Annotated in this window: 15 protein-coding genes; 7 read left to right on the top strand and 8 right to left on the bottom strand. The window is 61.0% G+C overall.

Annotated elements, in window-relative coordinates:
* Positions 1 to 17: 17 nt before the first annotated feature.
* From ACP7DE_RS13730 to ACP7DE_RS13715, 4 genes are all read right to left on the bottom strand, one after another.
* Positions 18 to 890: a hypothetical protein gene (locus ACP7DE_RS13730; RefSeq protein ID WP_426072625.1), complete on the bottom strand. Its 873-nt coding sequence runs from the start codon at positions 888 to 890 to the stop codon at positions 18 to 20.
* A gap of 19 nt (positions 891 to 909) precedes the next feature.
* Complete coding sequence (locus tag ACP7DE_RS13725) at positions 910 to 1,701, bottom strand: hypothetical protein (protein ID WP_101484148.1); 792 nt, start codon at positions 1,699 to 1,701, stop codon at positions 910 to 912.
* Positions 1,691 to 2,203: a hypothetical protein gene (locus ACP7DE_RS13720; RefSeq protein ID WP_426072624.1), complete on the bottom strand. Its 513-nt coding sequence runs from the start codon at positions 2,201 to 2,203 to the stop codon at positions 1,691 to 1,693. Before ACP7DE_RS13720 ends, ACP7DE_RS13725 begins: the two co-directional genes overlap by 11 nt.
* Before the next feature lie 208 nt (positions 2,204 to 2,411).
* Positions 2,412 to 2,705: a DnaJ domain-containing protein gene (locus ACP7DE_RS13715; protein ID WP_010395442.1), complete on the bottom strand. Its 294-nt coding sequence runs from the start codon at positions 2,703 to 2,705 to the stop codon at positions 2,412 to 2,414.
* Positions 2,706 to 2,867: 162 nt separating this feature from the next.
* Here ACP7DE_RS13715 and ACP7DE_RS13710 point away from each other — a divergent pair, with 162 nt between their 5' ends.
* From ACP7DE_RS13710 to ACP7DE_RS13700, 3 genes are all read left to right on the top strand, one after another.
* Complete coding sequence (locus tag ACP7DE_RS13710) at positions 2,868 to 4,634, top strand: glutamine--tRNA ligase/YqeY domain fusion protein (RefSeq protein WP_426072623.1); 1,767 nt, start codon at positions 2,868 to 2,870, stop codon at positions 4,632 to 4,634.
* A gap of 218 nt (positions 4,635 to 4,852) precedes the next feature.
* Positions 4,853 to 6,715: a CHASE domain-containing protein gene (locus tag ACP7DE_RS13705; protein ID WP_426072622.1), complete on the top strand. Its 1,863-nt coding sequence runs from the start codon at positions 4,853 to 4,855 to the stop codon at positions 6,713 to 6,715.
* A gap of 186 nt (positions 6,716 to 6,901) precedes the next feature.
* Entirely contained in the window at positions 6,902 to 7,645 is a 744-nt protein-coding gene (locus ACP7DE_RS13700) for a glycine-rich domain-containing protein (RefSeq protein WP_426072621.1), read from the top strand.
* Between the two features lie 87 nt (positions 7,646 to 7,732).
* Here ACP7DE_RS13700 and ACP7DE_RS13695 read toward each other — a convergent pair whose 3' ends face one another.
* The 4 genes from ACP7DE_RS13695 to ACP7DE_RS13680 form a co-directional block, all read right to left on the bottom strand.
* Positions 7,733 to 7,972: a hypothetical protein gene (locus ACP7DE_RS13695; RefSeq protein ID WP_029496207.1), complete on the bottom strand. Its 240-nt coding sequence runs from the start codon at positions 7,970 to 7,972 to the stop codon at positions 7,733 to 7,735.
* Between the two features lie 241 nt (positions 7,973 to 8,213).
* Positions 8,214 to 8,483, bottom strand: a complete 270-nt coding sequence (locus ACP7DE_RS13690) for a hypothetical protein (protein ID WP_426072620.1) — start codon at positions 8,481 to 8,483, stop codon at positions 8,214 to 8,216.
* 206 nt (positions 8,484 to 8,689) lie between these two features.
* A complete protein-coding gene (locus tag ACP7DE_RS13685; RefSeq protein WP_426072619.1) occupies positions 8,690 to 8,950 on the bottom strand; it encodes a hypothetical protein in 261 nt (86 codons plus the stop codon).
* 83 nt (positions 8,951 to 9,033) lie between these two features.
* A complete protein-coding gene (locus ACP7DE_RS13680) occupies positions 9,034 to 9,951 on the bottom strand; it encodes an SDR family oxidoreductase (protein ID WP_426072618.1) in 918 nt (305 codons plus the stop codon).
* Between the two features lie 12 nt (positions 9,952 to 9,963).
* Between ACP7DE_RS13680 and ACP7DE_RS13675 the strand changes: the two genes are divergently transcribed.
* The 4 genes from ACP7DE_RS13675 (at position 9,964) to ACP7DE_RS13660 (ending at position 13,627) form a co-directional block, all read left to right on the top strand.
* Complete coding sequence (locus tag ACP7DE_RS13675) at positions 9,964 to 10,989, top strand: CDP-6-deoxy-delta-3,4-glucoseen reductase (RefSeq protein WP_426072617.1); 1,026 nt, start codon at positions 9,964 to 9,966, stop codon at positions 10,987 to 10,989.
* 76 nt (positions 10,990 to 11,065) lie between these two features.
* Positions 11,066 to 12,337: an MFS transporter gene (locus tag ACP7DE_RS13670; RefSeq protein WP_426072616.1), complete on the top strand. Its 1,272-nt coding sequence runs from the start codon at positions 11,066 to 11,068 to the stop codon at positions 12,335 to 12,337.
* A gap of 38 nt (positions 12,338 to 12,375) precedes the next feature.
* Positions 12,376 to 13,041 (top strand): DUF1345 domain-containing protein, encoded by a 666-nt coding sequence (locus tag ACP7DE_RS13665; protein ID WP_426072615.1) that lies wholly within the window; start codon positions 12,376 to 12,378, stop codon positions 13,039 to 13,041.
* 208 nt (positions 13,042 to 13,249) lie between these two features.
* Complete coding sequence (locus tag ACP7DE_RS13660; RefSeq protein ID WP_426072614.1) at positions 13,250 to 13,627, top strand: HPF/RaiA family ribosome-associated protein; 378 nt, start codon at positions 13,250 to 13,252, stop codon at positions 13,625 to 13,627.
* The last annotated feature ends 196 nt before the right edge of the window (positions 13,628 to 13,823 follow it).

The following is a 13,823-nucleotide window of genomic DNA, read 5'->3' as shown; positions in this document are numbered from 1 at the left end:
GCCTACGTTGACGTACGTCAGGAGTAATCCGCGTCCAGCTCGGAACCCGCGTAGTTCTCCAGGTCCTCGAACAGGCTCTTCATGCTGGCCCGCGTGAGGATTTTATGCACGACGGTGCAGCTACGGCGGTAGGATTCGATACGCTCAAGCAACACCGGGTGATGCTGCACGGGCACCTTTGCCACCAGGGCGGCCCAGCCTTCTTCAAAGTCGGGCTTGTTCTTGCGCACGGAACGCACAAATCGTTCAAACTCCTTTTGACCCGTGCGCGCCATGATGCGTCCGCCGCCCTCGATGGCGAAGATGATGGCCACGGCAATCACACCTTCGGCATTCAAGTCGCTGTCGCTGACGGGGCCGTTATCATGGTGGCGCCGCAGCCAGCCGGCCAGGCGCACCACGGCTTGCACTTCCTTGCGCTGTTGCAACTGCACCGCATACTTTTCATAGCCGGCCCAGTTCTGGTTCGGGTCGGCCTGGCAAATATCGATGAACAGCTCGCGCAAGCGGCGCTGCAGGTAAACGGGGTCCTGGTCGTATTCACCGACGAGGGCGTCTTCCGGCAGCTGCGACAATTCCTTGATCAGGCGAAAGCCCACCTGGAATGCGTGCTCGGCGCCGTGCTCGACGAGGAAATCGAGCGCGGCCTGGTCGCCTTCATGCGCGAGGGCCTGCTCCAGGCCCAGCGACACGCCGCCCACCGTCAGGAACAGCGCTTTCTGGATGCCGTCGGCCGTACGTTCATTCGTGAACTTCTCGGCCACCATGGCCGTGATGCCCGTCAATTCGTCGGCCAGGTCCAGCGCCGCGTCTTCGCGCGAATCGTTCGGCAACAGCTTGATGGCACGCACCAAGCGCGGAAGATTCTCTACAACAATTGCTGGCAGCATTAGACGTTCCCTGCTTTCATCACGAGAAAATACCGGTGCCCAGGCTGCGGCGCGTGCTGGAGCGCGGTGCGCTGCGCGTGCTCGGCACTTGCTTGCGCAGGCGGTACAGCAATTCCTTGGTACTGCGCTGCAACATGGTCGGCTCTTCGTCCGGGTCGTCCGAGTATTCGGCATCGGCCAGGTCGGCGCTATGGCGGAAATCGGGGAACAATTCGAACAGCGAACGGTCCCAGCCGTCTTCATTGGCTTGCGCCAGCTCAATGGCCAGCGGCACAACGTCGTTGTCGGACGAAGTCACGCCCGTCACGTACGGTCCCTTGATGACAATTTCGCCCGCCACTTCGAGGATTTCCTTTGGCGCCATCGAGAACAAAATGGCGAACGCCGTGGCGCCCCAGTCGGTGGCGGACGCTTCCAGCAGTAGCTCGCGGCGGCGTTCGGCATCGTCGGTGGAAAACACCACGCCGTGGATGTGCGCGAACAGCGACTCGGCGATGCGCTCCGGATCATCCTCGATCTGGTCGTCGCTCCAGGTGGCGGCGATGAAGGCAAGGCTGTCGGCCCAGGCCTTCGGCGGCACCAGCAAGGTTGCCAGCGACATCTTGCCGCCGTCAAAGCCGGCCAGGTGCAGGGCCGTCACTTGCGGCGGAATGGCGCTCAGCACTTCCACCACGGCCAGATCGCCGTACTGGTCAGCCGCGTCGGCGAACGCCTGCTCGGCGTGGCCCAGCGAACCGGACAGCACCAATTCCGTGACCTGTTTCGTCAGCGCGGGAAGATTACTCTTTTGTTCATCCTTATTATCGGCCATGGTCATCTCCATCCTGGTCAAACATCTGGGCGAAATCGTCGGTGGCGTCGTCTTCGTCATGCTCGTCGTCGCCGTCGTCATTGGCGGCCAACTGGTCGAGCGACTGGTCGTCGTCGTCCCAAAGGCGCGGATTCTTGTGCAAAAAGGCCGTGATGATGGCCTGGCGCGCCAGGTCGGGGAAGCTCTCTTCGATGGCGGCGTACATCTTGGCCGCTTCCGGCGCGGCGCATGTGGCCATGGAAAACACGCGGGCCGGGTCGCCGAACTCATAGTCTTCGCTTTCGGCCAGCAAGCCCTTCGGGTCGCTGAACGTGATGTGGTCGACCAGCGCAAAAGCCAGCATGTTCACGTCTTCGATGCCGCCGCCGCTGGCGTACTCGCTCACCAGCGTGTCGACCATGCTTTTATAGTTTTTGCGGTTCGGCGGGTCGCCGAGGATGCCATCGATCTGGCCTTCCAGCTCGCGCGACTGGTACGCGAATTCAGGGTGTACTCTTCTCATGCTGTGCTTTCCAATGTGATGCGCGGCACTTTTACTTAAAAGCAAAAGCACCATTGTTTGTTGTTTTTCAAATCATTCGGGCTATACCGCGTCTCACAGAACCGTAGCGAGCGGCAGTGAATTGTGGCTAAGAAGCGCAACCGTACTTTAGTACGGTGAGCATCGCAGGCCGCAAGTCACGACGCGCAGTAGCTTATGTGAGACGCCCTCAATCGGCTGGTAATACCGTGCCGTGGAGGCGGAACACGCCGCACCACAGGGCATAGGCTTCCGCTTCCGGATCGATGATGATGCGGTGGTTCACGCTCTGGTCGTATTCGGCGCGCTTGGCCGGGTCGGCCAGGATTTCATACGCCTTGGTGACGCTCTTGAAGCGCGCCTCGGCGCCGGGGGCCTGGTTGCGGTCGGGGTGGAAGCGCATGGCCAGCGAACGGTAAACCTTCTTGATTTCATCGTCGCTGGCATTGGGCGCGACACCGAGGACGTTATATAAATTTTCCATAAATGGCTCCGGGGTCACGATTTGTTTGCTAATTAAAGGCAGATTATCCTATAGAACGGCGCCCGCGTCGCTTGCATGCTGGGATATGGGGGCAAATACGTGCTTATAAAGCGCTTGCGGTACGGTAAAATGCTTTTTACTGTCACTCTTCCGCATTGATCAATGAGCAACGATAAACCGAATACCGCCGCGCCAGCGCTGGCGCCCAATTTCTTGCGTAACATCATCGAAGCCGACCTGGCTGCCGGCGCCCACGTGCGTCCCGGCCTGCCCCAGGTGATCACGCGTTTCCCGCCGGAGCCGAACGGCTACCTGCACGTGGGCCACGCCAAGTCGATCTGCGTCAACTTCGGCCTGGCGCGCGATTACGCCGGCCAGTGCAACCTGCGCTTCGACGACACCAATCCGGCGAAGGAAGAACAGGAATACGTCGACACCATCATGGACAGCGTGAAATGGCTGGGTTTTGACTGGGAACCGAAGAATGGCGATGGCCAGAGCCACCTGCACTACGCGAGCGACTATTTCGACCAGCTGTACGCGATGGCCGAGTACCTGATCACGGCCGGCTTTGCCTATGTGGATAGCCAGAGCGCCGAAGACATGGCCGCCAACCGGGGCAATTTCGGCCAGGCCGGCAAGAATTCGCCATTCCGCGACCGTCCGCGCGACGAATCGCTGACCCTGTTCCGCGCCATGAAGGCGGGCGAATACAAAGATGGCGCGCACATCCTGCGCGCGAAGATGAGCGAAGATGCCATGCGTTCGCCGAACATGAACTTGCGCGATCCGGCCATCTACCGCATCCGCCATGCGCACCATCACCGCACGGGCGATGCTTGGTGCATCTATCCGATGTACGACTACACGCATCCGATCTCGGACGCGCTGGAAAACATCACGCATTCGATCTGCACGCTGGAATTCCAGGACCACCGCCCCTTCTACGACTGGCTGCTGGAAACCCTTTCGGCCGGCGGCTTCTTCCAGCAGCCCGTGCCGCGCCAGTTCGAATTCTCGCGCCTGAACCTGACCTACATCGTCACCAGCAAGCGCAAGCTGCGCCAACTGGTGGAAGAAAAAATCGTCGACGGCTGGGACGACCCCCGCATGCCGACCCTGGTGGGCATGCGCCGCCGCGGCTACACGCCGGAAGCGATTCAACTGATGTGCGAACGCACGGGCGTGACCAAATCCGACGGCTGGATCGACTACAGCGTGCTCGAAGGCTGCCTGCGCGAAGACCTGGACCCGAAGGCGCCGCGCACGGTGGCCGTGCTGCGTCCGTTGAAATTGATCATCGACAATTTCCCCGAAGGCGAAAGCGTGGCATGCACGGCGCCCGTGCATCCGCACTTCCCGGAGCGTGGCTTGCGCACCTTCCCCATCTCGCGCGAGCTGTGGATCGAGGAAGACGACTTCATGGAAGTGCCGAACAAGGGCTATTTCCGTTTGTATCCGCCGATCGACGACAAGCCGGGCAGCAAGGTTCGCCTGCGCTACGGCTACGTGATCGAATGCACTGGCTTTGACACGGATGCGGACGGCAAGGTCATCGCCGTGCATTGCACCTATTTCCCGGACAGCAAGTCGGGCACGGAAGGCAGCGCCACCTACAAGGTCAAGGGGAATATGCACTGGGTCAGCGCGCCGACGGCCATTCCCGCCGAAGTGCGCCTGTACGACCGCCTGTTTACCGACCCGCAGCCGGACGCGGGCGGCAAGGACTTCAAGCTGGCCCTGAACCCGTTGGCCAAGGATGTGGTGCAAGCGTGGCTGGAACCGGGCGCGGAACTGGCCCAAGCGGAACAGCGCTTCCAGTTCGAGCGCCACGGCTACTTCGCGGCCGACCGGGTCGACAGCCAGCCCGGCAAGCCCGTCTTCAACCGCATTGTCACCCTGAAAGATAGCTGGCAGCCCGCCAAGTAAGGCGCCGCACGCTCCAAGAAAAAAAAACCGCTGCGGCGGTTTTTTTTCGTTTTAGCAATATACGTCAACAGAGGAATATTGCCTGTTGACTATATTCACGATAATTTTGTATATTAGGCAGCTATTGAGCAATTTGCAATGCCGATAGTGCTTGTGCAATTCAGTACAGCCTCCAGCACACAGGCGGCACCCGATTCCTCTTCCTGATGCGGATGGCGATGTCTTCTACTGCCGGCAAACACCCCTTATCTGCTGAAAAAAAACCCCTTTGGCAGCTCGGTTTCGTGACGTCGCTGATGGTGAGCCTGCTGTTCTACATGGCCGCTTCGCTGTCGATCGAAAACGATGCCAGCGAGCTGTTCAACAATCTGGCGCGCAATAACCAGAAAAACATCACATCGCGCCTCAAGTCGTATGCCAACCTGCTGCGCGGCACGGCCAGCCTGTTCCACGCCAACGAACACGTGAGCCGCGAGCAATTCCACCGCTACGTGGCCAATATCGGCTTGCAACAGAACTATCCGGGCGTGATGAATCTCAATTACAGCCAGGAAATCGACGAGTCGCAGCGCGCCGCCTTCGAAGCGGCCATGCAGCGCGACTATCCGCCCGGACGCGACGGTTATCCGGCGTTTGCCATCCATCCGGCCGGCCCGCGCCCCCATTATTCCGTGCTGGTGTACATCGAGCCGATTGCCAGCGCGCCGGAAAAATATGGCTATGACATCGCTTCGCGCCCCCTGATCGCCGAAGCGCTGGCGCAGTCGCGCGATTCGGGCCAGATCAGCAATTCCGGCGTCCCCGTGCCGATGGAAGGTCGGCCACAGCTGACGGGCATGGCCATGCGCCTGCCCATGTACCGCTTCGGCATGCCGACCGGCACGGTGGAGCAAAGGCGCGCAGCCTACCAGGGTTCCATCGGCATCGGCTACGACCTGGTGACGATGATGCGCAGCGCGCTGGCCGACATGCCGGTACGCAATGTCCGCCTGACCCTGTTCGATATCGGCCCGCAGGTGCCGCTTGAACAGCCGGACTTGCCGCTGAACTTGCCGCACGACATGCGCCCCATCTTTGACAGCACGACGGCGGGCATGCATGCGCCATGGTGGCTGCCCGGCAACTCGGGGCGGTATCTGAGCAGCACAATGCTCATCGAGCACAATGGCCGCGCGTGGCAAGCGCTGTTCAGCGTGCGCAAGAGCGACCTGTATACGCGCTTCGACGTCTTCCTGCCGTGGCTGGCCCTGCTGACCGGTTTTGCCAGCACCATGCTGCTGTACATGCTGTTTCATGCCCTGGCGTCGTCGCGCCGGCGCGCCATCCAGATGGCGACGGGTATGACGGCGGAATTGCGCGCCAGCCAGATCCGCCTGCAGCTGTCGCACCAGAAACTGCGCCGCCTGGCAGCCCACGCCGACCGGATCAAGGAAGAAGAGCGCAAGCGCATCGCGCGCGAAATCCACGACGATCTGGGACAGAACCTGCTGGTCTTGCGCATCGATGCCGACATGCTGGCCTCGCGCACGCAGCGCCGCCACCCGCGCCTGAACGCCCGCGCCCGCTCGACCCTGGAGCAGATCGACGCCACCATCAAGAGCGTGCGGCAAATCATCAACGACTTGCGCCCTACCGTGCTGGACCTGGGTGTGAATGCGGCCGTCGAATGGCAGGTAGCGCAATTTCGCCTGCGCACGGGCATCGCCTGCGAAGTGAGCGAAAGCCATGACGACATCTGTCTGAGCGACCAGTGTGCCACGGCCCTGTTCCGCATCCTGCAAGAGTCGCTCAGCAACATTTCCCAGCATGCCAATGCCAGCAGCGTGCAAGTCAAGCTGGAAAAGTGCCACGACACCGTGTCGATGAGCGTCAGCGACAACGGCGTGGGTGCGGCCATCGACGGACGCAACAAGCTGGGCTCATTTGGCCTGGTAGGGATCGAGGAACGCATTAAGTTACTGGGTGGCACTTTCTACATCGAAAGCAGCCCCGGCGCGGGCATGAGCGTGCATGTCAGCGTACCGCTGGGTGCGGACGCCACCGCGTTCCCCTACCAGGAAGACAGCCGGAGCAACACCTGATAGGTCGGCCGCATTGAAGCAAGCTCAGCTTGCATATTTTGTTATTAGATGCAATATTGATGTAGGACAACTCAGCGCCTGCCCGCCATGGACCAGGCATTCCTCGACTACTTGCCAGGAGTACACCGCCACCACTCTCCCTTGTTGCACTGTATTTCCCACAACGCTCTTTATCAAAGGACATTCATGGATACGAACGACAGTTTCAAGGCAATTGCCGATTTGAATTTGGACGCGATCAAAGTCAAGCTGATGCACCAGGAGTCAGGCGAAGGATGGAGTCTGGAGAAGGCCAATGCGGTGGAGTTCGAGTACCGGCGCTTTCTGATCCTGATGAAACAGTTTCCGGAAGAAGAAACAGCGCCACTGATGGACGTCGATACATTCTGGCATTACCACATTCTCGACACTCTGAAATATGCGGCGGACTGCGAACAGGTCTTCGGCTACTTCCTGCATCACTTCCCCTACATCGGCCTACGCGGCGAAGACGACGAAGCGGCACACCTGCGCGTGGGCGAGCGCATGAAGCAGCTGTATGAGCAAACGTTCGGGGAAGATTATATCCGCGCAGAAACGGCGTATTCGGGACGCGCCGTGCAGGCTGCGTATTCAGGACGGACGGTACAAACAGCGTTTTCCAGTGCCGCAGTACAGGCGACAGCGTACTCAGGCCGGGCTGTACAAACGGCGTTTTCCAGTGCGGCGGTACAGGCGACGGCATACTCGGGCCGGGCCGTACAAACGGCGTTTTCCAGCGCAGCGGTGCAGGCGACAGCGTATTCGGGCCGCGCGACCGGGGCTGCCAATACCGCATTTTCCAGCGCGCCCGCCACACTGGCCGCCGCGGTGGTCAAGTCGTCCACGACCGGCCTGGAAATGGGGCGTTTCTACATCGATCGTCCGGTGCTGAACCGCGACCCGCAATAGAAAAGCGAAAAACAGATGTGGCTGCCGCACGCGGCAAGCCTGACGTACCCAGACGGCACCTCTCAGTTTGCCGTCTGTCAGGCGCTCTTAGGCAGCCATCAACTCGCGCAGTTCACGAATGCTGAAATCGCTGATTTCATGCATGCGGATGAGGATCGTGGCGCCGATCGGCAAGGTGTTGTGACGAATCTTGCTGATAACAGGTGGCGCCACTTCCAGCGCGCGCGACAAGGCGGCATCGTTTTTCAGTTGCAGCTTGTCGATGATCGCATCGAGGACGCGATTCGGGTTGTAGGTAGGCAAAGAGGTAATTTGTTTGAGAGACATGATCAAAATCCGTACTTGTTGTATTAGAGCACAAAGAAACCGAATGTCTCTTCTGCAATAATTCAGGGTAAACACACTAAAAAGCGCCATCACTTATGCGGCTTTTACACCACAAACAATATAATACACGCTATTGTTGATTTTTGCGTAACTTAAAGCAAAATTGTGATAATTGAAGAGAATTAACGCACTTGGAATGTGCTAGAGGATAACTCAAATTGGAAAAATTTGCTGCAAGTCATCAATTTTTACAATGAGAAACACCGCTGTGCATCAGCCAGGCAATCGCCATGAGCGTGCTCAGGCGAGCCATGTCCGCTGATAAATGCCAGCCTTGCGCGGCCACGCCGGCCGGAGTGGCCGTCAGGCAGGTGCCGGAGAAGGCGTCCACGCGGCACCAGGCCAGTTGTCGGCGAATTTCATCGGGTGGTGGCGGCGGCTGCAGCGCATGTTCACGGCGGCGCATATAAGCGCGCACCTGTTCCTTGCTGGGGTAACTCGTAGCTCGCATGACTCGCTCCTGCTGACGGGAAACAGCGTCGCGCTAATTGTAGATGTAGAGCCCGCCATAAATAGCCAGCACGCGTGACGACATTGCTCACCATATCGCCAGCGCGCCATGACGCTTTTGCGTTGCATCAAATGGCAAGACCCCGGTGTTGCGCCGAAGCCCGCACTGCCCCACGGCCTGGCGGCCGGTGGCCCAGCACCGCGTCTTTATTTCTTTTGCTGGCGCACGCGCTGTTGCTGTTTTTCCTGCGTTTGCTGGCGATTCTGCTTGCGCTCGAACAGGGTGACCGCATCTTTCTTGGCTTGCTCGGCGGTACGCATTTCCTCATGCGCATCGTGCGGGACAAAAAATTCGGCATCCTGCGCCGCCACGACCAGCTTGATGGCAGCGTCGTCGTCGAGGTCATACAGTTCCGTCAGGACGGTGGTGACCTCGTCCAGGTATGCTTCGTAAGTGAGGGTGGTCATGCTGTAGTCCTTAAGTGAATGGCGCACCGCCGCAACGGCGCGCTACGCGCCGGCCCAGCAAAGTGCGCAGATAACCGACCATTTTACCCGATGCTGGCCACATCGGCGGACAGCGACTGCAAGGCATCGGCCACGCGCGCGTGGCGCAGGCGCACGCCCAGCTCGCGCTTGAGGCGCACATTGTGCAGGCGGCGCGATTCGGACATGAATGACAGCAGCATCGGCGTGACCACTTGCTGCAGTTCGGCACGCGGCAGGCGCGGCGGACGCGGCAGACCGAAGGTGTCGGCCACGGCATCGAAATATTCGGCCATTTTGAGTTCGCTGTCATCGCTGGCGTGATACACGCGTCCAGGCTTGCCACGCCACAAGGCCCGTTCGATGATGCGCGCCAGGTCATCGGCATGAATATGGTTGGTGTACACATCGTCGCTCGCGACCAGGGCCGGCGTGCCGTCGCGCAGGCGCTTCAGGGGCAGGCGGTCGTGCGCATAAATGCCGGGCACGCGCAGGATGGCCACGCTGGCGCCGCGGCGCGCGCCCCAGCCCCGCAAAACCTGTTCGGCATCCACGCGCCGCTTCGCCCGCGCATTCGCCGGCGCGGGCGGTCGCGTCTCATCGACCCAGGCGCCGGCGCAATCGCCATACACGCCGCTGGTACTCACATACACCATGCGTGCATGCTCGGGTAAAATGGCGACCAGATTGCGCGTGCGCAGGTCCAGCAAGCCCGACGACATGGGCGGCGCCAAGTGCACGATCAGCGGCGCCAGTCCCGCCAGCCGTTTCAGGCTGGCGCGGTCGTCGAGGTTGGCCACGATGGGCACGGCGCCGGCGGCCCGCAGCTGCGCGCAACGCGCCGGCTGGCTGGTGACGGCAAAGACGCGAAAGCGCGCGCGCAGCAGCGGCAGCAGGCGCATGCCAACGTCGCCGCAGCCCAGGATCAGCAGGCGCGGCAAGCCCACCGGTTTGCGCAAAGAGTGCATTAACATATTTTTCATCTCAAGGATTGTATGACTTTTCAAATTACTGTTCAGCCCAGCGGCCACCAATTCAGCTGCGAAGCGGACGAAACCGTCCTGTCGGCGGCGATCCGCGCCGGCGTGGGCTTGCCGTATAGCTGCAAGAGCGGCGCCTGCAGCTCGTGCAAGGGCAAGATCGTGTCCGGCAGCGTACAGCATAAGCCATACCAGGCCCGCTCCCTGACGGAAGATGAAGCGGCCGCCGGCTACTCGCTGCTGTGCTGCGCCGTGCCCCAGGGCGACCTGGTGGTGCAGGCGCGCGAAGTGGCGGGCAGCAGCGACTACCCGATCAAGAAAATGCCGTCGCGCGTGACCAGCATCGACAAAGTCGCCCCCGACGTCGTCGTGCTGACCCTGCAATTGCCGGCCAGCGAGCGCCTGCACTACCGCGCCGGACAGTATATCGAAATCATGCTGCGCGACAACAAACGCCGCAGCTACAGCATGGCCAGCGCCCCCGTCGAGGGTGGCCCCGTGAGCCTGCACATCCGCCACATGCCGGGCGGCCTGTTCACCGACCAGGTGTTTGGCAGCATGAAGGAGCGCGACATCCTGCGCTTCGAAGGCCCGATGGGCACCTTCTTCCTGCGCGAGGATTCCGACAAGCCCGTCGTGCTGCTGGCCTCGGGCACGGGTTTTGCGCCCCTGAAAGCCATCGTCGAGCACATGATCAACGAAAAATCACAGCGCCCGATCAGCCTGTACTGGGGCGCACGCCGTCCGCACGACCTGTACATGGATGCGCTGTGCCGCCAGTGGGCCGCCGACCTGCCGCAATTTACGTATGTGCCTGTCGTGTCGGAAGCCTTGCCGGAAGACGCCTGGAGCGGCCGCACGGGCTTCGTGCACCAGGCCGTCATGGCCGACTTGCCGGATATGTCCGCTTATCAAGTGTATGCCTGCGGCGCGCCCATCGTCGTCGAATCGGCCAACCGCGATTTCGTACAATTGTGTCAACTTCCAGCCGATGAGTTCTACGCGGACGCCTTCACCACCGAAGCCGACCTGGCCAAGTAAGCATCCAGACAGCGGGGACTGCTGAGGCGGCATCCGCTGCCGCCCCCGCTCCTCCCCGCTGCTCTCTGGAAATCTCATGGCCCTCGCGTCCGCCGGCAACGACTTCAGTATCCTACGTCACCGCAACTTTGCCTTTTACCTGTCCGCCCGTGTGCTGGGCACGGTGGCCGTGCAAATGCAAAGCGTGGCCATCGGCTGGCAGGTGTACCAGATCACGGGCAGCCTGTTCGACCTGGGCTTGATCGGCCTGGCGCAGTTCGCGCCCTTCCTCGTGCTGATCTTGCCGGCGGGCCATGTGGCCGACCGCTACAACCGCCGCAACATCATCGCCTGGTGCCTGGCGGCGCAGCTGGCTTGCGCGCTGGCCCTGCTGGCGTTTACCCTGAGCGGACTCTCCATCGTCTGGCCCGTGTTTGCCGTGCTGGTGCTGTTCGGCAGCGCGCGCGCCTTCATGATGCCGGCCACGCAAGCGGTGCTGGTGAACATGGTGCCCACGCAACACTTCAGCCGCGCCGTCGCGCTCAGTGCATCGAGCTCGCATGTGGCCATCATCCTGGGCCCTACCCTGGGCGGCTTGCTGTATTACTTCGGCCCCAAGGTGGTGTATTTGATCTCGTCCGCGCTGCTGCTGCTGTCCGTCTTGCTGATGCGCGCCACCACGCCGGCGCCGCACGTGGTGAAACGCGAACCCGTCAGCTGGCACACCCTGCTCGAAGGCTTGCGCTTCGTCTGGTCGAAACCTATCGTGCTGGGCGCCATTTCGCTCGACCTGTTTGCCGTGCTGTTCGGCGGCGCGACGGCCCTGTTGCCGGCGCTAGCGCATGACGTGCTGCATATCGGCCCCAGCGGCCTGGGCCTGCTGCGCACGGCACCCGGCGCCGGCGCCGCCCTGTGCTCGATCGCGCTAGCCATCTTTCCCATCACGCGCCGGGTGGGCGCCTGGATGTTCGGCGGCGTCGCCGTCTTCGGCCTGGGTACCCTGGTGCTGGGCAGCACCAGCTATTTCCCGCTGGCGCTGGCGGCGCTGTTACTGATGGGTGCCGGCGACATGGTCAGCGTCTACATCCGCCACCTGCTGGTGCAGTTCGAGACGCCCGACGAGATCCGCGGCCGGGTCAGCGCCGTGAACGCCGTCTTCATCGGCGCCTCGAACGAGCTGGGCGAATTCGAATCGGGCTTGACGGCCGGCTGGTTCGGCCTGGTGCGCGCCGTGCTCTTCGGCGGCGCCGCCACCCTGGCCGTGACGGGCATCTGGGCCGTGCTGTTCCCCGTGCTGTCGCGCATGGACCGCTTCCCCCACCACGAGAAGGAAGCGGCCGCCAGGACGGCCACCGCGAGCGCAAACTAAGGGCTAAGATGCGCTATTGCCATAGCCCACTTCGCACCATGAAAATCACGTTTCCCTTGCACAGCTTCATCCGCAGCCGCCCCCACCTGAGCATGGCCACGGCCATCGGCGTGGTGGCCGGCCTGCTGCTGCCCGCATCCTGGCAACCGATGACGCGTTTGCTGACGGCGTGGAATGTGGCCGTCTGGTTCTACCTGGCGACGATGGCTTGGATGATGATGCGCGCCAACCATCACAAGGTAAAGGCGATGGCGCAGCGCCAGGATGAACGGGCTACCACGGTCCTGTCGGCCCTGTCCGTCGCATCCGTGATGAGCCTGGTGGCCATCGTCTCGCAACTGTCCTCGATGAAAGACATGGCGCCGGACGAGCGCGCGCTGCATTACGGCCTGACGATCCTCACCCTGGTCGGTTCCTGGTTCCTCGTCGGCACCCTGTTCTGCTTCCACTATGCCCACCTGTATTACCAGGCCGACCCCGCACTGCGCCCCTTGAAATTTCCCGACGACGAGCAAAACCCCGATTACTGGGATTTTTTGTATTTCGCCTTCACCATCGCCGTGGCCGTGCAAACGTCGGACGTGTGCGTGCAGACGCGGCTGATGCGGCAGATCGTGCTGGGGCAATCGGTGCTGAGCTTTTTCTTCAACCTGGTCGTGCTAGGCCTGTCGATCAATATCGCCGCCGGCCTGATCAATGGGTGATCAATGGGTGAGCAGCGGGGGCAAAAGAATTCCGCAGGGAAACTTGACCTAGCTAAAAGGTTAAGCTCATCTTAATTGTGCGCACCCTCTTGAAATACTGGAAAGAGGAGTAAGATAAGTTCCATGCACAGAGGTCATTTGCATGAGGCAGCAACCAGGCCGCAACACGCCTGAGATGGGTTTTTTTTGAATTGACAGGAGTAAGCATATGCAAATCAATATTCATACCGACAGCACCATCGACAACACCGCTGGACTGAACGAACATGTGCAATCCGTACTTGAAAGCGCACTGAACCGCTTCCGCGACAACCTGACCCGCATCGAAGTCCACATCAGCGACACGAATGGCCCGAAAGGCGGCGCCGACGATATTCGCTGCGTCATGGAAGCACGCGTTGCTGGCTATCAAGCAATTGCCGTAACCGAACAGAACGCTACCGTGCATCAATCCGTTGCCGGCGCTACCGACAAACTGAAACGCGCCATCGATAGTGCCCTGGGCCGTCTGCAAGACAGCAAGCGCCACGCCACCGGTAAGAATGCCGTGATCGATACGGCCGAAGCGGAAGAAACCGCCGAGTAACTCCCCTACCGCAGCATTCTTCAGAGACCAAGGCAGCCGTTCAAGGCTGCCTTTGCACATCCGGCCCGCCTTTCGCGCGCGGCAACCACAATGCCAAAAGCATCAGCATTCCAGCGCATGTACGCGAGAATGAAATAATTGTCGTATTTCCCACAGTAAGTGACATCAAGCAAGCTTTTGCCGTTACAGCCAAGGC

This window comes from Janthinobacterium sp. DSP2-3-3 (assembly GCF_049897325.1).
Lineage (GTDB): Bacteria > Pseudomonadota > Gammaproteobacteria > Burkholderiales > Burkholderiaceae_D > Janthinobacterium.
The sequence above is the reverse complement of the archived record's forward strand: the minus strand, read 5'-3'. Positions and strand labels throughout refer to the sequence as shown.

Bases quoted from the DNA above. Each gene is read 5' to 3' on its own strand.
- ACP7DE_RS13665 (WP_426072615.1), top strand. From the start codon at position 12,376: ATGAAAATCACGTTTCCCTTGCACAGCTTCATCCGCAGCCGCCCCCAC.
- ACP7DE_RS13695 (WP_029496207.1), bottom strand. From the start codon at position 7,972: ATGTCTCTCAAACAAATTACCTCTTTGCCTACCTACAACCCGAATCGC.
- ACP7DE_RS13720 (WP_426072624.1), bottom strand. From the start codon at position 2,203: ATGAGAAGAGTACACCCTGAATTCGCGTACCAGTCGCGCGAGCTGGAA.
- ACP7DE_RS13715 (WP_010395442.1), bottom strand. From the start codon at position 2,705: ATGGAAAATTTATATAACGTCCTCGGTGTCGCGCCCAATGCCAGCGAC.
- ACP7DE_RS13685 (WP_426072619.1), bottom strand. From the start codon at position 8,950: ATGACCACCCTCACTTACGAAGCATACCTGGACGAGGTCACCACCGTC.
- ACP7DE_RS13660 (WP_426072614.1), top strand. From the start codon at position 13,250: ATGCAAATCAATATTCATACCGACAGCACCATCGACAACACCGCTGGA.
- ACP7DE_RS13675 (WP_426072617.1), top strand. From the start codon at position 9,964: ATGACTTTTCAAATTACTGTTCAGCCCAGCGGCCACCAATTCAGCTGC.
- ACP7DE_RS13730 (WP_426072625.1), bottom strand. From the start codon at position 890: ATGCTGCCAGCAATTGTTGTAGAGAATCTTCCGCGCTTGGTGCGTGCC.
- ACP7DE_RS13690 (WP_426072620.1), bottom strand. From the start codon at position 8,483: ATGCGAGCTACGAGTTACCCCAGCAAGGAACAGGTGCGCGCTTATATG.
- ACP7DE_RS13680 (WP_426072618.1), bottom strand. From the start codon at position 9,951: ATGAAAAATATGTTAATGCACTCTTTGCGCAAACCGGTGGGCTTGCCG.
- ACP7DE_RS13725 (WP_101484148.1), bottom strand. From the start codon at position 1,701: ATGGCCGATAATAAGGATGAACAAAAGAGTAATCTTCCCGCGCTGACG.
- ACP7DE_RS13705 (WP_426072622.1), top strand. From the start codon at position 4,853: ATGTCTTCTACTGCCGGCAAACACCCCTTATCTGCTGAAAAAAAACCC.
- ACP7DE_RS13670 (WP_426072616.1), top strand. From the start codon at position 11,066: ATGGCCCTCGCGTCCGCCGGCAACGACTTCAGTATCCTACGTCACCGC.
- ACP7DE_RS13700 (WP_426072621.1), top strand. From the start codon at position 6,902: ATGGATACGAACGACAGTTTCAAGGCAATTGCCGATTTGAATTTGGAC.
- ACP7DE_RS13710 (WP_426072623.1), top strand. From the start codon at position 2,868: ATGAGCAACGATAAACCGAATACCGCCGCGCCAGCGCTGGCGCCCAAT.